14 protein-coding genes are annotated in these 18,250 nt (G+C 72.9%); 9 read left to right on the plus strand and 5 right to left on the minus strand.

Annotated features, from left to right (window positions below):
- Positions 1–6 precede the first annotated feature (6 nt).
- Together ACIRVK_RS04530 and ACIRVK_RS04535 are read right to left on the minus strand one after the other, a co-directional pair.
- Positions 7–1,437, minus strand: a complete 1,431-nt coding sequence (locus tag ACIRVK_RS04530) for a M23 family metallopeptidase (RefSeq protein WP_404243915.1) — start codon at positions 1,435–1,437, stop codon at positions 7–9.
- 214 nt (positions 1,438–1,651) lie between these two features.
- Entirely contained in the window at positions 1,652–2,515 is an 864-nt protein-coding gene (locus ACIRVK_RS04535; RefSeq protein ID WP_404243844.1) for a lipase family alpha/beta hydrolase, read from the minus strand.
- A gap of 392 nt (positions 2,516–2,907) precedes the next feature.
- On the opposite strand from ACIRVK_RS04535, the gene ACIRVK_RS04540 reads away from it, so the two are divergent.
- The gene (locus ACIRVK_RS04540; protein WP_404243846.1) at positions 2,908–3,324 is read left to right on the plus strand and encodes a cobalamin B12-binding domain-containing protein; all 417 of its coding nucleotides are present in this window, start codon (positions 2,908–2,910) and stop codon (positions 3,322–3,324) included.
- Between the two features lie 30 nt (positions 3,325–3,354).
- Here ACIRVK_RS04540 and ACIRVK_RS04545 read toward each other — a convergent pair whose 3' ends face one another.
- On the minus strand, positions 3,355–4,968 hold the full coding sequence (locus ACIRVK_RS04545; protein WP_404243847.1) for a DUF5691 domain-containing protein: 1,614 nt from the start codon (positions 4,966–4,968) through the stop codon (positions 3,355–3,357).
- Positions 4,969–5,124: 156 nt separating this feature from the next.
- A complete protein-coding gene (locus ACIRVK_RS04550) occupies positions 5,125–6,474 on the minus strand; it encodes an SWIM zinc finger family protein (RefSeq protein WP_404243849.1) in 1,350 nt (449 codons plus the stop codon).
- Positions 6,475–6,607: 133 nt separating this feature from the next.
- Here ACIRVK_RS04550 and ACIRVK_RS04555 point away from each other — a divergent pair, with 133 nt between their 5' ends.
- The 7 genes from ACIRVK_RS04555 (at position 6,608) to sucD (ending at position 15,461) form a co-directional block, all read left to right on the plus strand.
- Entirely contained in the window at positions 6,608–7,747 is a 1,140-nt protein-coding gene (locus ACIRVK_RS04555) for an AAA family ATPase (RefSeq protein ID WP_404243851.1), read from the plus strand.
- Positions 7,744–10,194 (plus strand): DUF5682 family protein, encoded by a 2,451-nt coding sequence (locus tag ACIRVK_RS04560; protein ID WP_404243853.1) that lies wholly within the window; start codon positions 7,744–7,746, stop codon positions 10,192–10,194. Before ACIRVK_RS04555 ends, ACIRVK_RS04560 begins: the two co-directional genes overlap by 4 nt.
- Entirely contained in the window at positions 10,191–10,343 is a 153-nt protein-coding gene (locus ACIRVK_RS04565; RefSeq protein ID WP_404243854.1) for a hypothetical protein, read from the plus strand. Before ACIRVK_RS04560 ends, ACIRVK_RS04565 begins: the two co-directional genes overlap by 4 nt.
- Positions 10,340–11,506: a VWA domain-containing protein gene (locus tag ACIRVK_RS04570; RefSeq protein WP_404243856.1), complete on the plus strand. Its 1,167-nt coding sequence runs from the start codon at positions 10,340–10,342 to the stop codon at positions 11,504–11,506. The genes ACIRVK_RS04565 and ACIRVK_RS04570 overlap by 4 nt, the downstream gene beginning before the upstream one ends.
- Before the next feature lie 301 nt (positions 11,507–11,807).
- Positions 11,808–12,746, plus strand: coding sequence for a hypothetical protein (locus ACIRVK_RS04575; RefSeq protein ID WP_404243858.1), 939 nt, complete (start codon positions 11,808–11,810; stop codon positions 12,744–12,746).
- A 621-nt stretch (positions 12,747–13,367) separates the two neighbouring features.
- Positions 13,368–14,549, plus strand: a complete 1,182-nt coding sequence (gene sucC / locus ACIRVK_RS04580) for an ADP-forming succinate--CoA ligase subunit beta (protein WP_404243860.1) — start codon at positions 13,368–13,370, stop codon at positions 14,547–14,549.
- 27 nt (positions 14,550–14,576) lie between these two features.
- A complete protein-coding gene (gene sucD, locus ACIRVK_RS04585; RefSeq protein WP_404243862.1) occupies positions 14,577–15,461 on the plus strand; it encodes a succinate--CoA ligase subunit alpha in 885 nt (294 codons plus the stop codon).
- A gap of 61 nt (positions 15,462–15,522) precedes the next feature.
- Here the strand turns inward: sucD and ACIRVK_RS04590 are convergent, their stop codons facing one another.
- Positions 15,523–16,353: a sigma factor-like helix-turn-helix DNA-binding protein gene (locus tag ACIRVK_RS04590; protein ID WP_404243864.1), complete on the minus strand. Its 831-nt coding sequence runs from the start codon at positions 16,351–16,353 to the stop codon at positions 15,523–15,525.
- A 96-nt stretch (positions 16,354–16,449) separates the two neighbouring features.
- Between ACIRVK_RS04590 and ACIRVK_RS04595 the strand changes: the two genes are divergently transcribed.
- The gene (locus tag ACIRVK_RS04595) at positions 16,450–18,153 is read left to right on the plus strand and encodes a DUF6350 family protein (protein WP_404243866.1); all 1,704 of its coding nucleotides are present in this window, start codon (positions 16,450–16,452) and stop codon (positions 18,151–18,153) included.
- The last annotated feature ends 97 nt before the right edge of the window (positions 18,154–18,250 follow it).

Raw genomic sequence — 18,250 nt, forward strand, 5'->3', positions numbered from 1 at the left:
TGCGGCTCAGGTCGGGTCCAGTCCGTGGCTGCGCAGCCACGGCAGCGGGTCTATCGGCGCACCGCCGTTCGGCCGGACCTCGAAGTGCAGGTGCGGGCCGGTGGAGTTGCCCGAGTTGCCGGAGTAGGCGATCGGGTCGCCGGCCTTCACCGTCGTACCGGAGGAGACGCGGTAGCTGGAGAGGTGGCAGTACCACGTCTCCGTGCCGTCCTTGGCGGTCAGGATCAACATGTTGCCGTACGCGCTGTTCCACTGGGTGCGCACGGTGCCGTCGGTGGCGGCCATCACCGTGGTGCCGTAGGAGACCGGGAAGTCGATGCCCGTGTGCACGGACATCCAGTTGACGCCGGCCTGCCCGAAGTAGGCGCTGAGGCCTCTCTGGGTGACCGGGAGGACGTACTTGGGGCGCAGTCGCTCCTTGCGGGCCGCCTCCGCCGCCGCCTGCTTCTTCGAGGCCTCCTGCTGGGCCTTGAGGTCGATGCGCTCCTGGGTGCGGCTGGCCCGGTCGGCGAAGTCGTTGGCGCCGGCGGACAGGCTCAGCAGCTGGTTGTCCAGCTTGTTGTTGGCGGTGGACGGTTTCACCGCGTGCGCGTCCGACGCGGCCGCCGAGGTGCCGTCGCCGGAGAAGGTGCCCACGGAGGCGACCGCGATGCCCGCGACCCCCATCACACAGGCCGAGGGCACCGCGATGGTCAGCAGCGCGGAGCGCTTGGGGGGCGTACGGCGCCGGGAGCGCGCCCCGTTGCGGGCGGCGGCGCGGGGCGCAGGAGCCGCCTCCTCCTGCTCGTCGAGCAGCGGTGTCACGGCGGGCAGTTCACCGGTGCCGTCGGCCGGCTCGCCGTCGTCGTGGCCGTGTTCGTCGTACGCGTCGTGCTCGACCTCGTCGAAGACGGCGGTCGCGTGCTGGTCGAACGGTTCGCCTGCGTCGGCCGGGGCGTCGGAGTTCCACTGCGTGGCGTCGTACGCGCCGGTGTCGAAGGCCTGCGTGCCCCATTCCCAGTGCTGGGTCCGGTCGGAGGTACCGCCGGACTGGTCGGGCTGGAGCCAGGCGCTCGCGTCCCACTCTCCGGACGTGCCGTGCCCGGTGGACTGCGGGGGGATGGCGGAGAGGTGCTGGTGCTCGCCGGTCCAGGCGGTCGTCTCGTACGCGCCGGTGTCGTAGGCCGCGTGGTGCTGCGCCGCGTACGCGTCGTAGTTCAGCGTCTCGTGGTGGTGGCCCGTGCCCCACTGCGAGGCGTCGTAGGAGCCGGTGCCGCCGTCCGGGAGGCTGCCGAAGAGGGGGTCAGCGGCGAAGGTCGAGGTGGTGTGCCCGCCGGTCGGAAAACCGCTCGCGTCGTAGCCGCCGTACGTGGTGAAGTCGCCGTACTGGGCCTCCTGCGTGCCGTACGACGCGTAGTGCGCCGAGGCGGCCTCGGAAGCCGGAGCCGGGGTGGTCATGGTCCCCGACGGGTGACGGTCGTTCACCAACTTCTCTTTCGCCTCGACAACAGGGGCTGCCAGAGCAGTGCGGCGACTGTACCCGGCGGTATGCGGGCGCGACAATCTTCAACTGGTTTCGGGCGCGCAGGAAACGGGCATTCGGCCGTGATTCGGGGGAGTGCGGGCGCGGGTTTGGCTTTGTGTTCGAAATGTGTTCGATGTCGACCGGCTGTCAGGCCACTGTCAGCCCACCGGAGCGGGCCGCGGCCTCGCCTTCCGCCGGTTCGGCGTCGAGGGCCTGGCGTATCCCGGTGGCGACCGCGGGGTGCACGGGAAGCGCCAGATGGCCGATTCCGCTCACCCGCACGTTCTGAGCCATCAGGTCGGGGTGCTCGATACAGGCTGTCTCCAGCGGGTCCATCAGATGGTCGAGGTCGCTCCAGAAACTCACGAAACGGGTACGGCAGCCCGGTGCGGGCCGGGTCAGCTCCTCCAGCAGCTCCGAGCCGGGGCGCATCTGGCGCACGATCGGGTGCGCGTTGGCCAGCGGAGCCACCCGGGTGCCGGAGTGCGGGGTACCGAGTGTCACCAGCGTGCGGACCCTGAGGTCACCGCCGAGCCGCTGCACGTAGTACCGCGCTATCAGCCCGCCGAGGCTGTGCCCGACGATGTCGACCTGCCTGCTGCCGGTGCGCTCGCAGATCTCCTCTATGTGCCGGCCGAGCAACTCGGCCGCCGTGCGGATGTCGCAGGTCAGCGGGGAGTAGTTGAGCGACTCGACGCGCTGCCTGCCGTGCTGGGCGAGGCTGCGGCGCAGCAGCACGAAGACCGAGCGGTTGTCGATGAAGCCGTGCAGCAGGACCACCGGGGGTTTCGTCCCGGTCGGCAGCTGTGCGGCGCCGTCCGGCGAGGGGAGCAGGGCGGGTCCCCGGCGTTCCTGGACGATGCCGGACGGATAGAGCAGGAGGTGGCCCGCGAGGATCGTGAGCTCCAGGGCGGTCGCCTTCAGCAGAACCAGAGACAGCCCAGCCAGCCTGCTCGGGAGCAGTCGCCGGCAGATCGGCAGAAAGGGCTGTACCGCCTCGCTGACCTTCATGGCCGACCTCCTGTCGGCACGCGGAGGACGCCTCTGTCCCCCGTGTGCCCTCGGGGGGCCACGACGAAGACGGTCGACGGCGTGCCTGAGGGATGCGTGGGGTCCGAACTGCGCCCTGCGTGCCCTTCCAGCCGACGCCGACGCTTCGCACCGCCACGGCGCGCGGTCTGCGGCGCGGTGGTGCGGCGACCTCGTTGCGGCTCCCGTTGCGCCTGTTCCCGCCGGAACGGTGCGCGGTGAACGTGTCCCATCGTGTGATTTCCCCCTCGCTCCGCACCGCGAAACTGCCGGTTGCGGGATGCTGTCGATAACGTTCGTTCACTTTCCCGGCCGGTTCGGGTACCCAAGTACTTGTCGGTAGGGATGGGTGCAGTCGCTTCATGGAGGCAGTGATGGGTGTGGCAGCCGGTCCGATCCGCGTGGTGGTGGCCAAGCCGGGGCTCGACGGCCACGATCGAGGGGCCAAGGTGATCGCGCGGGCACTGCGGGACGCCGGTATGGAGGTCATCTACACCGGGCTCCACCAGACTCCCGAGCAGATCGTCGACACCGCGATCCAGGAGGACGCCGACGCGATCGGGCTCTCCATCCTCTCCGGCGCCCACAACACGCTGTTCGCCGCCGTGATCGATCTGCTCAGGCAGCGGGATGCGGAGGACATCCTGGTCTTCGGCGGCGGGATCATCCCCGAGGCGGACATTCCTCCGCTGAAGGAGAAGGGCGTCGCGGAGATCTTCACGCCGGGGGCGACGACGCAGTCGATCGTGGACTGGGTGCGGGCCAATGTGAGGCAGCCGGCCGGGGCGTAGTCGGCTGTCCGGCGACGGGCGACGGGGCCGTCAGTCGATCTCCGTCGGACGTGCGGGCCGAAGCTCCTCCGCCATCGCCGCGCGCAGGCGCAACGTCGTGACCAGGCGTTGGAAGGCCTCCGCCCAGTAGCCACCGGCGCCCGGGGACGCGTTCTCGTGCTCGTCCGGTATCGCGAGCAGGCCGTCGAGGCGGCCGGCCTCCCCCGGGTCCAGGCAGCGTTCGGCCAGGCCCATGACCCCGCTGAAGCTCCACGGGTAACTCCCGGCGTCCCGCGCGATGTTGAGGGCGTCGACCACGGCGCCGCCCAGCGGCCGAGCCCAGGGAACCGCGCACACGCCGAGCAGTTGGAACGCCTCCGAGAGCCCGTGCGCCGCGATGAACCCGGCCACCCAGTCGGCTCGTTCCCCGGCGTCCAGGGTGCCGAGCAGCTTGGCGCGGTCGGCCAGGGACACCGCGCCCGGGCCACCGGCCTCCGGGGCGGAGGGAACGCCCAGGAGCGCCCGCGCCCACCGCGGATCCCGCTGCCGTACGGCCGCTCGGCACCACGCGGCGTGCAGTTCGCCCTGCCAGTCGTCCGCCACCGGCAGGGCAACGATCTCGTCCGGCGTCCGCCCGCCCAGCCGCGCGGACCACGCCCCGAGCGGCGTCGCCTCCACCAACTGGCCGAACCACCAGGACCGTTCACCCCGTCCCGTCGGCGCCTTCGGGACGACACCGTCGCGCTCCATGCCCGCGTCGCATTCGTGCGGGGCCTCGACCGTGATCGTCGGTGTCTCCCGCGTGCGGTCCACGGCCACGCACGCCGTGGCCCGCACCGCCATGCGCGTCGCCAGCGCCGAGTCCGGGAGCGCCGAGAGCAACTCGGCGGCCGTCGCCCGGACGTTGCGGCTGCGGTCGGCCAGCGCCTGTTCCAGGAACGGTTCGTCCTCGGGGCCGAGGGCCGTCCGCAGCGAGTCGAGGAACATCAGCCGGTCCTCGGCGCGTTCCGTCGGCCAGGTCGTCGACAGCAGTTCGCGCGCGGCGGCGGGCTCGCGGGAGCGAAGGGCGGTGAGCAGGGCGACGCGCTCGGCGAACAGGCCCTCCTGCCAGAGCCGCCCGGTCTGTTCCCGGTCCTCGAGGTGCGGCAGCGGCGCGCCACCGCCCGGGGCCGCGCGCAGGGCGAAGCGCCACTCCGGGTTGAGCCGGGCCAGCCAGGTGGCGCGGGGGCCCGCGAACGCCAGGACGGCGGGGCGCAGGTCCGTACGGCCGCGCGCCGCGTCCAACAGGGCGGGCAGGGCCTGCGGGGGCGGTGCGAAACCGCGGGCGTTCGCCGCCGCGAGCCACTGGGGGAGCAGCTCCATCAGGTCCGGTGCGGTGCCTCTGCGGCCGCCCGCGCTGGCGCCGGGACGGTCCGCCAGGAGCAGGGTGAGTCTGCGGGCGGCGGCGGGGGGCAGCGGGGGGCGGGGGTCCTCCGGGGCGGGAGCGGGGCGCTGCGCGGCGGGCGCGGGGCGCAGGCCGGCCCGCCGCCGTACGGTTTCCTCGGCCGCCGCGTCCAGGAGGGCGACGGGGGCCTCGCGGGGTGTGGCACCAGGAGGCGGGGTCCGACGGTCCGTGCCCAACAGGGCCGTGGTGACCAGGGCCTCCCAGGATGACGACGGGTTCATGCGGGTCCCTTCGATGGTGGGTTGTCCGGGTGCGCCTGGCCTCCGGCCGGATGGGGATTCCAACCGCGGTGCGCGGGCGGACCTTGCTGGTCGGCGCGGAGAGAGGTCCCTTGTGGTTCGCGTTTCTGTCTCTGGGCGGGTTCCCGCGTTGCGGCGTCAGTACAGCGGGACGGGCTCGCCCCCTTCCTCCGGCCAGGCCGTCAGCGGGGTGAAGCCCCGGTGACCGCACTCGCCGAAGACCTTGACGGGGGCGCCGCCGGACAGCGCGACGAGGCGCCAGAGGCCGGGGCGGGACCGGGCGGCCGGGGTCACGGGGAGGGCGGTGTCGGTGTCGGCGTCCGCGAGTTGCCAGGAGTCGCCGTCCGGCGTCGGAACGACACGGTCCAGCGTCACCGGGACCGAGTCCAGCCAGGGGTCGTCCCGCAGCGCCGTGCCGTAGTGGGCGACGGCCTGGAGGGGCGTCATACCCGATGGACGTGTCTGCGTGGGCGCGGGCGGCGCGAACTGTGCGCCGAGGGAGACGCGTCGCCGGCCGTCGCCCGGGTACGCCGACACCTCCCCCTCCAGGGCCAGGCCGACCGGCAGCGCGAGTTCGGGAGCGCGCCCTGCCGCTCCGTAGGAGAGGAGCAGCACCGTGCGGTCGGAGTCGGCGCCGTAGAGCCAGATGCGGCGGGTCGTCAGGCGGGCGTCCGCCGTGTCGTACTGGGCCAGGACCAGCCAGTGGTCCCGCACCGGCGGGCCGTCCGCCGTGCCGGGCAGGCCGATGCGGGAGCGGACCGTCGCCGCCAGGCCATCCGGCAACTGCTCACGCCGCAGCCAGCCCTGGTCGAGGAGATGGAGCAGCGCGAACTCCTCCAGCAGCCGGACCGGCCAGCCCGGGCCGGACGCCGGGATCGCACCCAACTCCCGTACCCGCGCGGCCAGTCCGGGCGCCTGGGCGTCGACCATGCGGGCCGCCGTCTCCTCCCACATCCCGTACCCGGCCTGTTCGGCGCTCGCCAGGCCGCCGCGCAGCAGGTCCGCCAGGCGCTGCTCCAACTCCGTCGCGCCCGCGGTGACGCGCTCGGCCCGTCGCTCCGCCCGGCGCCGAGCCCCGTCGGGATCGGCGGAAACGCCACCCGAGCCGCCCGCCGCCCGTCTCTCCTGCGTCCGCTGCCTTCTCCCCTCTGTCCACTGCGCCGCCCAGTCCGGCGGACTGCCCGCCGGCACCGCGCCGTCCTCGCCCGCCCAGAGCAGCAGCAGCCCGAGCGCGTGCTTGCAGGGGAACTTGCGGCTCGGGCAACTGCACTTGTAAGCCGGGCCCGCCGCGTCCGCGATGTCGACGACCGTCTGATACGGCTTGCTGCCGCTGCCCTTGCACAGTCCCCAAACCGTCCCCTCCCCACCACTCCCCGTCCCGGTCCACGGCCCCGCCGCCCCGAGTTTGCTTCCCGCTTTGCGTGACGCGGCGTCAGGCGCCAGCGCCAGCACCTGGTCCGCGCTCCAGCGCACCCCCTGCTGAGTCATGTCCTCGACGGTAGATCCCCCCACTGACAATCGGCCCTGCGAGGACGTTTGCCCAGGTCGCAACGCATTGTCAGTGGCGTGGTGCACGGTGGGTGACAGATCCGAACCGGCCGAGCTGGAGGGGGCCTCAGCCATGTCTGTGTCCGTGGAACCGACGACCGTCGAAGCAGCCGACGTACTCGCGGGAGAACCCGCCGAGGAGTTGCGACCGCATGCCGAGGACGCCTTCGCCGGTGAACTCGTCGCGCTGGCCGCGCAGGACGACCGGCCCCGCCCGGCCCGCTGGAAGCTGTCGCCGTGGGCGGTGGCGACGTACCTGCTCGGCGGCACCCTGCCCGACGGGACGGTGATCACGCCGAAGTACGTGGGCCCGCGCCGCATCGTCGAGGTCGCCGTCACCACGCTCGCCACCGACCGCGCCCTGCTCCTGCTCGGCGTGCCCGGCACCGCGAAGACCTGGGTGTCGGAGCATCTGGCGGCGGCGGTCAGCGGCGACTCGACCCTGCTCGTGCAGGGCACCGCGGGCACACCGGAGGAGGCCATCCGGTACGGCTGGAACTACGCGCAGCTGCTGGCCAACGGCCCGAGCCGGGACGCTCTCGTGCCGAGTCCCGTCATGCGGGCGATGGCGGAGGGCATGACGGCGCGGGTGGAGGAGCTGACCCGGATCCCGGCGGACGTGCAGGACACGCTGATCACGATCCTGTCGGAGAAGACGCTGCCGATACCGGAGTTGGGGCAGGAGGTGCAGGCGGTCCGCGGCTTCAACCTGATCGCCACGGCCAACGACCGCGACCGCGGGGTCAACGACCTCTCCAGCGCCCTGCGCCGCCGCTTCAACACGGTGGTGCTGCCGCTGCCGGAGAGCGTCGAGGCCGAGGTCGACATCGTCTCGCGGCGCGTCGACCAGATCGGGCGCTCCCTCGACCTGCCGGCCGTGCCCGAGGGCATCGACGAGATCCGCCGGGTCGTGACGGTCTTCCGTGAGCTGCGGGACGGCGTGACCTCCGACGGCCGGACGAAGCTCAAGTCGCCCAGCGGCACGCTGTCGACGGCCGAGGCCATCTCCGTCGTCACCGGCGGGCTCGCTCTCGCGGCCCACTTCGGCGACGGCGTGCTGCGGGCCGGTGACATCGCCGCGGGCATCCTCGGCGCGGTGGTCCGCGACCCGACGGCCGACCGGGTCATCTGGCAGGAGTACCTGGAGGCGGTCGTCCGCGAACGCGACGGCTGGACGGACTTCTACCGGGCCTGTCGGGAGGTGAGCGCGTGACGCGGACGGGGGCCGGCGGCGGGCCGTTGCTGCTCGGGGTGCGGCATCACGGTCCCGGGTCGGCGCGGGCGGTGCGGGCGGCCCTGGACGCGGCCCGGCCACAGGTGGTGCTGATCGAGGGGCCGCCCGAGGCCGACGCGCTGGTACCGCTGGCCGCCGAGGAGGACATGCGCCCACCGGTCGCCCTCCTGGCCCACGCGGTGGACCAGCCCGGCCGTTCGGCCTTCTGGCCGCTCGCCGAGTTCTCCCCGGAGTGGGTCGCGATCCGCTGGGCCCTCAGCCACGAGGTCCCGGCCCGCTTCATCGACCTGCCGGCGACGCACACGCTGGCATGGGGGAGCAACGCGAGCACCGAGCCGGAGGAGGGGTCCGCCGACGCACCGGCTCGGGAGACGGACGTCCGGGTCGACCCTCTCGCCGTGCTCGCCGAGACCGCCGGTTACGACGATCCCGAGCGGTGGTGGGAGGACGTCGTCGAGCATCGCGGGGTCCGGGAGGGGGACGCGTTCGCGCCGTTCACCGCCCTGGAGGAGGCCATGGGGGCGCTGCGGGAGACCTACGGCACCGGTGGCCACGAGCGGGACCTCGTGCGGGAAGCCCACATGAGGCTCCAACTGCGGGCGGCGCAGCGGGAGTTCGGGGACGGGGTGGCCGTCGTGTGCGGGGCCTGGCATGTGCCCGCGTTGCGGTCGAAGGCGTCCGTCGCCGCCGACCGGGCACTGCTGAAGGGACTCGCGAAGGTCAAGACGGACATGACGTGGGTGCCGTGGACGCACCGGAGGCTGTCCCGGGTCAGCGGGTACGGCGCGGGGATCGAGTCGCCGGGCTGGTACGGGCACCTGTTCAGCGCGCCGGACCGGCCGGTCGAGCGGTGGCTGACCAAGGTGGCGGGACTGCTGCGCGGCGAGGACCGGATCGTCTCCTCGGCGCACGTCATCGAGGCGGTACGGCTGGCGGAGACCCTCGCGGCGATGCGGGGACGGCCGTTGCCGGGGCTCGGGGAGACCACCGACGCCGTCCGGGCGGTGATGTGCGACGGCTCGGACGTGCCGCTGTCGCTGGTGCACGACCGGCTGGTCGTCGGGGACGTGCTCGGGCAGGTGCCGCGGTCGGCGCCGGCCGTGCCCTTGCAGCGGGACCTGGAGCGGATCCAGCGCCGGTTGCGGCTCAAACCGGAGGCGCTGGAGCGGGAGCTGGAGCTCGACCTGCGCAAGGAGACCGACGCCGGCCGCAGCAGGCTGCTGCACCGCCTGCGGCTGCTGAGGGTCGAATGGGGTGAGCCGGTGGCCCCACGGGGCAGTACGGGCACGTTCCGGGAGACGTGGCGGCTGCGCTGGGAGCCGGAACTGTCGGTGCGGGTCGCCGAGGCCGGGGTGTGGGGTACGACCGTGCGCGACGCGGCGACGGCCAAGGCGGAGGCCGACGCCCTCTCCGCACAGGGGCTCGCCGAGGTCACCGCACTCGCCGAGCGCTGTCTGCTCGCCGAACTGCCGCGGGCGCTGCCCGTGGTGATGCGGATCCTGGCCGACCGGGCCGCGCTGGACGCGGACGTCGGTCACCTCGCCCAGGCGCTGCCCGCCCTGGTCCGTTCCCTGCGCTACGGCGACGTCCGCGGCACCGACACCCGCGCGCTGACGGAGGTCGCCGCCGGTCTCGCCGAGCGGATATTCGTCGGCCTGCCCCCGGCCTGCGCCGCCCTCGACGCGGACGCGGCCGACGAGATGCGCCGCCATGTGGACGCGGTGCACGGATCGGTGGGACTGCTGGCCGACGCGGTCGCCCTGGCACACCCCGGGGCCCGATCCGCAGGTGACACGGACGGCGTGACCGGTGACGCGGACGCCGGGGCCGGGGGAGCAGGTTGCGGGCCGGGCCACCGTGACCTGCGCGGGCGCTGGCACACCGTGCTGCGGGTGCTGTCCCTCCGGGACACCGTGCCCGGAGTCGTCCGGGGGCGGGCCGTACGGCTCCTGCTGGACGAGGGGAAGGTGGGACAGGACGAGGCGGCGCGGCTCATGGGCCTGGTGCTGTCACCGGGGACCCCACCGGGGGACGCGGCCGCGTGGATCGAGGGCTTCGTCGGCGGCGGGTCAGGCGGCGGGATGCTGCTCCTGCACGACGAGCGGCTGCTCGGACTGGTCGACGCCTGGCTGACCGGCGTGCCGGCGGAGGCGTTCACCGACGTACTGCCGCTGCTGCGGCGGACGTTCTCGGCCTACGAACCCGGAGTCCGGCGCACGCTCGGTGAGCTGGTCCGGCGCGGACCCGGGCAGCGCGGGAGCGTCACGGCCGCCGGACCCGGCATACCCGGATTCGCGGCCGACCTCGACGCCGGACGGGCGGACGCCGTCCTTCCGGTGGTGCGGCTGCTGCTGGGGTTGGGCGGCCCGGAACAGGACGCCCGGAACAGGGACGTCGACGACGATCTGGTGGGGGTGGCGGGATGACGAACGACGCACTGAGGGCGACGACGGAGGAGACCGAGGCGGCGACAGCCGTGAGAGACGTCCGTACGGTGAGGACGCAGGGCCGTCCGGCCGTCGCGGTCGCCGTGGTCCCGCTCTGGGCGCGGCCCCGCACGGGGGTGCGCCGGTGACCGCGCAGGCGACGGATCCGACGCAGGAGCGGCTGCGGCGTTGGCGGCTGGTGCTCGGGGGCGACGCGGCCGACGGAACCGGGTGCGCGTTGCAGGGTCAGGACGCGGCGATGGACGGGGCGTTGACCGCGCTGTACGGCAAGGGGGACCGGCAGGGGCAGTCGGGGCGGGACCGTTCGGCGGGGCTCGGGGCGTCGGCGCCGTCGGTGGCGCGGTGGCTCGGGGACATCCGGACGTACTTCCCCTCCTCGGTCGTCCAGGTGATGCAGCGGGACGCCATCGACCGGCTCGGGCTGTCCACGCTGTTGCTGGAGCCGGAGATGCTGGAGGCCGTGGAGGCCGACGTGCACCTCGTCGGCACCCTGCTCTCCCTGAACAAGGCGATGCCGGAGACGACGAAGGAGACGGCGCGGGCCGTCGTCCGCAAGGTCGTCGAGGACCTCGAGAAGCGGCTCGCCACGCGCACCCGGGCCACCCTGACCGGCGCCCTCGACCGCAGTGCCCGCGTCGACCGGCCGCGCCACCACGACATCGACTGGAACCGCACGATCGCGGCCAACCTCAAGCACTACCTCCCCGAGTACCGCACGATCGTGCCCGAGCGGCTCATCGGATACGGGCGGGCCTCCCAGTCGGTCAAGAAGGAAGTCGTCCTCTGCATCGACCAGTCGGGGTCGATGGCGGCGTCCGTGGTCTACGCGTCCGTGTTCGGGGCGGTGCTCGCGTCGATGCGGTCGATCGACACACGGCTCGTCGTCTTCGACACGGCGGTCGTCGACCTCACCGACCAGCTCGACGACCCCGTGGACGTGCTGTTCGGCACCCAGCTCGGCGGCGGTACGGACATCAACCGTGCGCTCGCCTACTGCCAGTCGCAGATCACCCGGCCCGCAGAGACGGTGGTCGTGCTGATCAGCGACCTGTACGAAGGCGGGATACGCAACGAGATGCTCAAGCGGGTCGCCGCGATGAAGGCGTCCGGGGTGCAGTTCGTGGCGCTGCTCGCCCTGTCCGACGAAGGGGCACCCGCGTACGACCGGGAGCACGCGGCAGCGCTCGCGGCGCTCGGGGCACCGGCGTTCGCCTGCACTCCGGATCTCTTCCCGGAAGTGATGGCGGCGGCGATCGAGAAGCGGCCGCTGCCGATACCGGAGACGGCGTGACCGCCGGCCGGGCTCGATGGCCGCATGGGGTGTTCGCTGACGATTTGTCGACCCGTAACAGTCCGGCGCCGACGAGCAAAAGGGACATGACCACCCATCGGTAACGGAGGGCTTGCGCAACCTCGGGAGGGGCGTGCCAATATCGACGCCTCGTCAGCGGCGCCCAGTGCTCCGCTCGTCCGTACCGCGTCACGCCGACTGTCGGCTTCCGAGGCGCGGTCCGGCCCACACCGTTCCGCCGCACGGGAGGACTCACCCCCTCTTGACCTGGCCAGCAGCTCTGTCCGTCGCCGCTGTGCGCATGTTGCGCACAGCGGTCGGGCGGCGTGCGCTGCAGGTGGCGCTCCTGGTGGGCGGTCTGTTCGCCCTCGGGTTCCTCTGCGGGGAGCAGGCCCACGCGGCGGACGAATCGCCGCTGGCGTCCTCCCCGACGGCCGGGCCGCTCGCCGGGGTGCCAGGCGTGAGGTCACTGACGGAACACACGGTCGGACACCTCGTACCAGCACCACCCGCGCCCGCGGCCGCCACCGCTCCCTCAGACCCCGGTAGGCCCGCGTCTGCACACCACCGCACCGCCGTCCCGTCGCCGCGGCGTACCTACCCCGACCCGGTGACCGCCCCCCTCACTCAGGGGCTCGGGGCTCGTGTTCTGCACCCGGTCGGTGAGCTGGCCGTGGCGGTGACCGACGAGGTGGGGAAGGCGACCGGGCGGATACCGCCGCTGTCGTCGTTGCCGACCCTGCCGGTCCTCCCGACCGGGCCCTGGTCGCCGTCGGTGCCAGAGCCGCCCGGGCTGCCGTCCCTGCCCTCCCCTCCTGGCCTGCCCGCCTCCCCGGTGCTGCCGCTTCCGGTTCCCCAGCCGGGAGGCGCGGGCCTGCCCACTGCGGGCGGAAGCTCCGCCGGCGGCCGTTCCGGAGTGGTGGCGGTGGCGGTGCGCGGGGTGACGTACGGGCCGTGGCTCGCGACCGGCGTCGTCGGCGGGCACGACCCGGCGCAGCGTGATGAGCAGCGGGCCGCCGGTGCGAGGCACGTTCCCCTCCACCCGGCTCCCGACGGTGACCCCACCGGTGCGCAGAGCGGCCATAGCGCCGTCGACAACGGTTCTTCGAGGCACGGGGACGCGCAGGCCGTGTCGCCGGACCGGCGGGCACCGCTGTGCCTGCCGGCCGGCCACGTCTCACGTACGGACGCTGCCGTGACCGGGGACGTCCACCGGGACATTCCGGTCTCCCCCGCCTAGAACGGTCCCGCCCCCGGGTCGTAGACCTGTCGCGCGGGTCGGAACAGGCCTGCCGACTTCCTGGGCGGCCGTACCCTCCGCCGTTGCTCTGAGCGCCACGGCCGGCCGTACCGCCCCCACAGGAGCTGACCACTCCGCCACCGGCGTCGCAGGACGCCCCCCCCCAGACTCCGCGAGGTGCGGGACGCGGACGGTCGAAAGCCGTCGGTCCGTCCGGCCACGACCCCGCGGAAACGAGCGGTTGGCCCCCATTGGGGTGGGGACCACCCGCCGGAGCCCTCAGGGACGGCCCATTCGTGTCCTGAAGGGCTGCTCAAGGGGCCTCACCGGGTCAACCCCAGCCCGGTGAGGCCCTTCCCCGCGGCCGCGCGTGATCTTCCCGAGTCCTCACATCCGGCACGGCGTGCCAGTGAAGGCGGCATCATGTGACAGGTATCACCGCTCAGGTGTGACCCTCGATTTAGGGCACTCCCGCAAGCGGCGATAACCTGCGAGACGGACATGCCGCGCGCTCGGACACCGTGTGCGCTTCCCCTGTGACCCAAGCGGACGTCACGTTGCCCTTCGCGGCACGCCCACGCATCCAACGAACCGCGAGATCACTGATAGGGACGGAAGCGCGTGGACCTGTTCGAGTACCAGGCGAGGGACCTCTTCGCCAAGCACGATGTACCGGTGCTGGCCGGTGAAGTCATCGACACGCCTGAGGCGGCGCGCGAGATCACCGAGCGTCTGGGCGGCAAGTCCGTCGTCAAGGCGCAGGTGAAGGTCGGTGGTCGTGGCAAGGCCGGTGGCGTCAAGCTGGCCGCCTCCGCGGACGAGGCCGTCGCCCGTGCGACGGACATCCTCGGCATGGACATCAAGGGCCACACGGTCCACAAGGTGATGATCGCCGAGACCGCGCCCGAGATCCTCGAGGAGTACTACGTCTCCTTCCTCCTCGACCGCGCCAACCGCACCTTCCTCTCCATCGCCTCCGTCGAGGGCGGCATGGAGATCGAGGAGGTGGCGGCCACCCGTCCGGAGGCCGTCGCGCAGACCCCGATCAACCCCATCGACGGGGTGGACGAGGCCAAGGCCCGCGAGATCGTCGCGGCCGCCAAGTTCCCGGCCGAGGTCGCCGACAAGGTCGCCAACGTGCTGGTCAAGCTGTGGGACACCTTCATCAAGGAGGACGCCCTCCTGGTCGAGGTCAACCCGCTGGCCAAGGTCGCCTCCGGTGACGTGATCGCGCTCGACGGCAAGGTGTCGCTCGACGACAACGCCGAGTTCCGTCACCCCGACTTCGAGGAGCTCCACGACAAGGCCGCGGCCAACCCCCTCGAGGCCGCCGCCAAGGAGAAGAACCTCAACTACGTCAAGCTCGACGGCGAGGTCGGCATCATCGGCAACGGCGCCGGTCTCGTGATGAGCACCCTGGACGTCGTCGCGTACGCCGGTGAGAAGCACGGCGGCGTCAAGCCCGCCAACTTCCTGGACATCGGCGGTGGCGCCTCCGCCCAGGTCATGGCGAACGGCCTGGAGATCATCCTCGGCGACCCGGACGTCAAGTCCGTCTTCGTCAACGTCTTCGGTGGCATCACCGCCTGTGACGAGGTCGCCAACGGCATCGTCCAGGCCCTGAAGCTCCTCGAGGAGCGCGGCGAGGACGTCACCAAGCCCCTGGTCGTCCGTCTCGACGGCAACAACGCCGAGCTGGGCCGACAGATCCTCACCGACGCCAACCACCCGCTGGTCCAGCGCGTCGACACCATGGACGGCGCGGCCGACAAGGCCGCCGAGCTGGCCCACGCCGCCAAGTAAGCACTCAGGACGAGGACACAACACACCATGGCTATCTGGCTCGACAAGGACAGCAAGGTCATCGTCCAGGGCATGACCGGTGCCACGGGCATGAAGCACACCAAGCTCATGCTGGGCGACGGCACCAACATCGTGGGCGGCGTGAACCCGCGCAAGGCGGGCACCACCGTGGACTTCGACGGCAACGAGGTACCGGTCTTCGGCACCGTCAAGGAGGCCATCGAGGCCACCGGCGCCAACGTCTCGGTCATCTTCGTCCCGGAGAAGTTCACCAAGTCCGCGGTGGACGAGGCGATCGACGCCGAGATCCCGCTGGCCGTCGTGATCACCGAGGGCATCGCCGTGCACGACACGGCCGCCTTCTGGGCGTACGCCGGCAAGAAGGGCAACAAGACCCGCATCATCGGCCCCAACTGCCCCGGCATCATCACCCCGGGTCAGTCGAACGTCGGCATCATCCCGGGCGACATCACCAAGCCGGGCCGTATCGGCCTGGTCTCGAAGTCCGGCACGCTGACGTACCAGATGATGTACGAGCTGCGCGACATCGGCTTCTCGACGGCCGTCGGCATCGGTGGCGACCCGATCATCGGCACCACGCACATCGACGCGCTGGCCGCCTTCCAGGACGACCCCGACACCGACCTGATCGTCATGATCGGTGAGATCGGCGGCGACGCCGAGGAGCGGGCCGCGGCCTTCATCAAGGAGAACGTGACCAAGCCGGTCGTCGGCTACGTCGCGGGCTTCACCGCGCCCGAGGGCAAGACGATGGGCCACGCCGGCGCGATCGTCTCCGGTTCCTCCGGCACGGCGCAGGCGAAGAAGGAGGCCCTGGAGGCCGCGGGCGTCAAGGTCGGCAAGACCCCGACCGAGACGGCGAAGCTGGCCCGGGAGATCCTCAGCGTCTGAGGTCCTTCGGTGACGGTTGACGGGCCCGTTCCCCGGGTGGGGGCGGGTCCATCGTCTGTCCTCACCGGCTCAGAGGCACCAGCCGCCCCCGTCCCGGCACCGCCTCCCTCCGCAGCTTGTCGCGCAGTTCCGTCTCCTCGTCCGACAGCGGTCCCTGGGCGATCCGCGGCGGAAGTCCCTCCACCTGTACGCCGAGCGGTACGGGTGGCTCGTAATGCGTCGGAGCCGTCCGCAGGGTGAACGTCGTGGCGCCGATCAGTGCGACCGTGCAGGCGATGGCGGTCCGCGTCCAGAAGCGTGTCCTGCGCTCGCCACCGATGCGGACCGTCGGCGGCTGGGGCGCGCGCAGGCGTTCCGTGGAGGCCAGAGCGACCAGACGGCGGTGGACTTCCGCCGCGTCGGCGAGCTCCGGTACCTGGGCGGCGACGGCCGCGCGGGCGTGCAGCAGACGGGCCGCCGCCGCCGGAGTGCTGGCCTCCGTCTCCGCCGCGGTCTCCGCGAACCCGAGCCCCACCCCGTCGTGCAGCACGAGTGTGCGGCGGTACGGCGCGGGGAGCTTGAGGAGCGCGGACAGGAGCGCGCGGTCGGGGGCGTTCGCCGGTGGGGGCTCCGGTTGGCGGTGGCGGGGGCGGAAGCGGTGCCAGGGGGAGAGTGCGCAGTCGTACGCCGTCGCGCGCACCCAGCCCGCCGGGTCCCGGTCGCGGGCCACCTCCGGCCAGCGCTGCCAGGCCAGTTGGAAGGCCCGTTCCACCGACTCGCGGGCGAGTTCGCGCCGGCCGGTGAGCAGGTAGGTCTGCCGTACGAGGGCGGGGGCGCAGTACGCGTAGAGCGCGTCGAAGGCCTGAGCGGGCGTCAGGGGTGCCGACAACTCCCGTTCCTGAGGCTGCGTCACTGGGCGCCCCCTCGTACGAAAAAGTACATAAACATATATTGAGCGACACGTCGGGGGTTCGCCTGTTACGACGGTCAAGCGGGTGTCGTTGGGAGCATGACGCTCGTGACCCAGCTGACCGCTCGCCGTACGTCGTTGTCGTCCCTGCTCCTGCGTCTGCGCGACCGATCGCCCGGGCTGGCTGCCGCCCTTCTGGGCGGCGCGGTCGCGGCCGGGCTCGGGCTCGGTGTGTTCGCCGTCCTCGTGATCATGCTGTGGATCAGTTCGCCGTACCCCGACAGCGGGCCGGGCGGCGCGCTGCACGTCGCGGCGGCGCTGTGGCTGCTCGCGCACGGCGCGGAACTCGTCCGGACCGACACGCTCTCCGGTGCTCCCGCACCGGTCGGTGTCACGCCGTTGCTCCTGCTCGCGCTACCGGTGTGGCTGGTGCACCGGGCGGCGCGGGACGCGGTGGAGGGGGATCAGGAGGAGGGGCCGGCGCCGCTGGTTCCGGGGCGTACGGCGTGGGCGGGCGTCGTCCTCGGCTACCTCGGCGTCGGAGCGGCGGCCGCCGTGTACGCGTCGGGGGGCGATCTGCGGCCCTCCTGGACGTGGACGGCGATCTGCCTGCCGCTCGTCGTGACGGCGGCGGCCGGGGCGGGCGTCTGGAGTGCGTACGGCCGCCCGCGCGAGCCCGTGGACGGCGTGCTGTTGCTGCTCCCGGCGGGGCTGCGGCGGCTGGCGTTCGGGGCTTGGGCGCGCGAACGATGGGCGGTCGCGGTGCGTGCGGCGAGGGCCGGGGTGGCGGTGCTCGTCGGGGGTGGGGCGCTGCTGGTGGGTGCGTCATTGGTGTGGCACGGCGGGGCGGCGCGTGAGGTCCTTCTGCATCTGACGGAAGGGTGGTCGGGGCGGTTCGCGGTCCTGCTGCTCTGTCTGGCGCTGCTGCCCAACGCGGCGGTGTGGGGGGCGTCCTACTCCCTCGGCCCGGGGTTCCTCCTGGGCGCCGGGCACGTCGTCGGCCCGCTGTCGTCGGCACCGGCGCCGCTGTTGCCGCCGTTCCCCCTGCTGGCGGCCGTGCCGGACGCGGGGCACGGGTGGTGGGCCACCTGGGCCGCGGGGATCGTGCCGGTGGTGGGGGGAGTGGTGGTGGGGTGGTTCGTGGGGCTGGTGGGGGCCGGGTGGGTGAGGGGGGAGGAGGACGCTGACGGGGACGCCGAGGAAGTCGCGCGAGCGGCCGTCGAGGGCCGCGGGGGCACTGCCGCCCCTTGGTCGCTGGGCGGGACCGCCGGTACGGCCGCGTTGGCCGCCGTGCTGTGTGCGGCCGGGGTCGCTGTGCTCGCCGGGTTGGCGGGTGGGCGGCTCGGTGTCGCGGCGTTGGCGCGGTTCGGGCCGGTGTGGTGGGAGGCGGGGGGTGCGGCGCTGGGGTGGGTGCTGGTGGTGGCCGTTCCTACGGCGCTCGCGGTGCGGGGGTGGCGGGGCCGCGGTCGGGGTGGGCACGGTGGGGAGGGGGTGCCCGTCGGCGGGGGTGAGCGGGAGGTTGTCGCGCCGAGGACGGGGCCGCCGGAGTCGGTCGAGGAAACGGCCCGGGGCGGGGGCCTGCGTGGATGGGTGAGCTCGGTCGGGGCGTGGCTGGGGATTCGGAAGGCTGCGGAGGCGTCTTCGTCACCGGTGCCGTCTCCGTCCGTGTCTTACGAGCGGGACGAGCTGTACGACTTTCTGCCGGCCGATCCCATGCCGGAGCGGCCGGAACCGCCGGAGCGGCCGGACCTGCCGGAACCGCCGGAGCGGCCGGACCTGCCGGAACCGCCTGAGCAGGGCTGAACGGGTGTTTCGCCCCCGCCGCCCTTACCCATTCCCGTCCCCAGGGGCTGCCGCCCCTTCGACCCGGAAGGGCTGCATCGTGCTGGCCGGCGTCGAG

This window comes from Streptomyces sp. NPDC101152 (genome assembly GCF_044768275.1).
Classification (GTDB): domain Bacteria; phylum Actinomycetota; class Actinomycetes; order Streptomycetales; family Streptomycetaceae; genus Streptomyces.

What these genes read in the sequence shown, in the direction of transcription:
- ACIRVK_RS04530 (WP_404243915.1), bottom strand. Translation starts at nt 1,437, where the DNA reads ATGACCACCCCGGCTCCGGCTTCCGAGGCCGCCTCGGCGCACTACGCG.
- ACIRVK_RS04535 (WP_404243844.1), bottom strand. Translation starts at nt 2,515, where the DNA reads ATGAAGGTCAGCGAGGCGGTACAGCCCTTTCTGCCGATCTGCCGGCGA.
- ACIRVK_RS04540 (WP_404243846.1), top strand. Translation starts at nt 2,908, where the DNA reads ATGGGTGTGGCAGCCGGTCCGATCCGCGTGGTGGTGGCCAAGCCGGGG.
- ACIRVK_RS04545 (WP_404243847.1), bottom strand. Translation starts at nt 4,968, where the DNA reads ATGAACCCGTCGTCATCCTGGGAGGCCCTGGTCACCACGGCCCTGTTG.
- ACIRVK_RS04550 (WP_404243849.1), bottom strand. Translation starts at nt 6,474, where the DNA reads ATGACTCAGCAGGGGGTGCGCTGGAGCGCGGACCAGGTGCTGGCGCTG.
- ACIRVK_RS04555 (WP_404243851.1), top strand. Translation starts at nt 6,608, where the DNA reads ATGTCTGTGTCCGTGGAACCGACGACCGTCGAAGCAGCCGACGTACTC.
- ACIRVK_RS04565 (WP_404243854.1), top strand. Translation starts at nt 10,191, where the DNA reads ATGACGAACGACGCACTGAGGGCGACGACGGAGGAGACCGAGGCGGCG.
- ACIRVK_RS04575 (WP_404243858.1), top strand. Translation starts at nt 11,808, where the DNA reads ATGTTGCGCACAGCGGTCGGGCGGCGTGCGCTGCAGGTGGCGCTCCTG.
- sucD (WP_404243862.1), top strand. Translation starts at nt 14,577, where the DNA reads ATGGCTATCTGGCTCGACAAGGACAGCAAGGTCATCGTCCAGGGCATG.
- ACIRVK_RS04595 (WP_404243866.1), top strand. Translation starts at nt 16,450, where the DNA reads ATGACGCTCGTGACCCAGCTGACCGCTCGCCGTACGTCGTTGTCGTCC.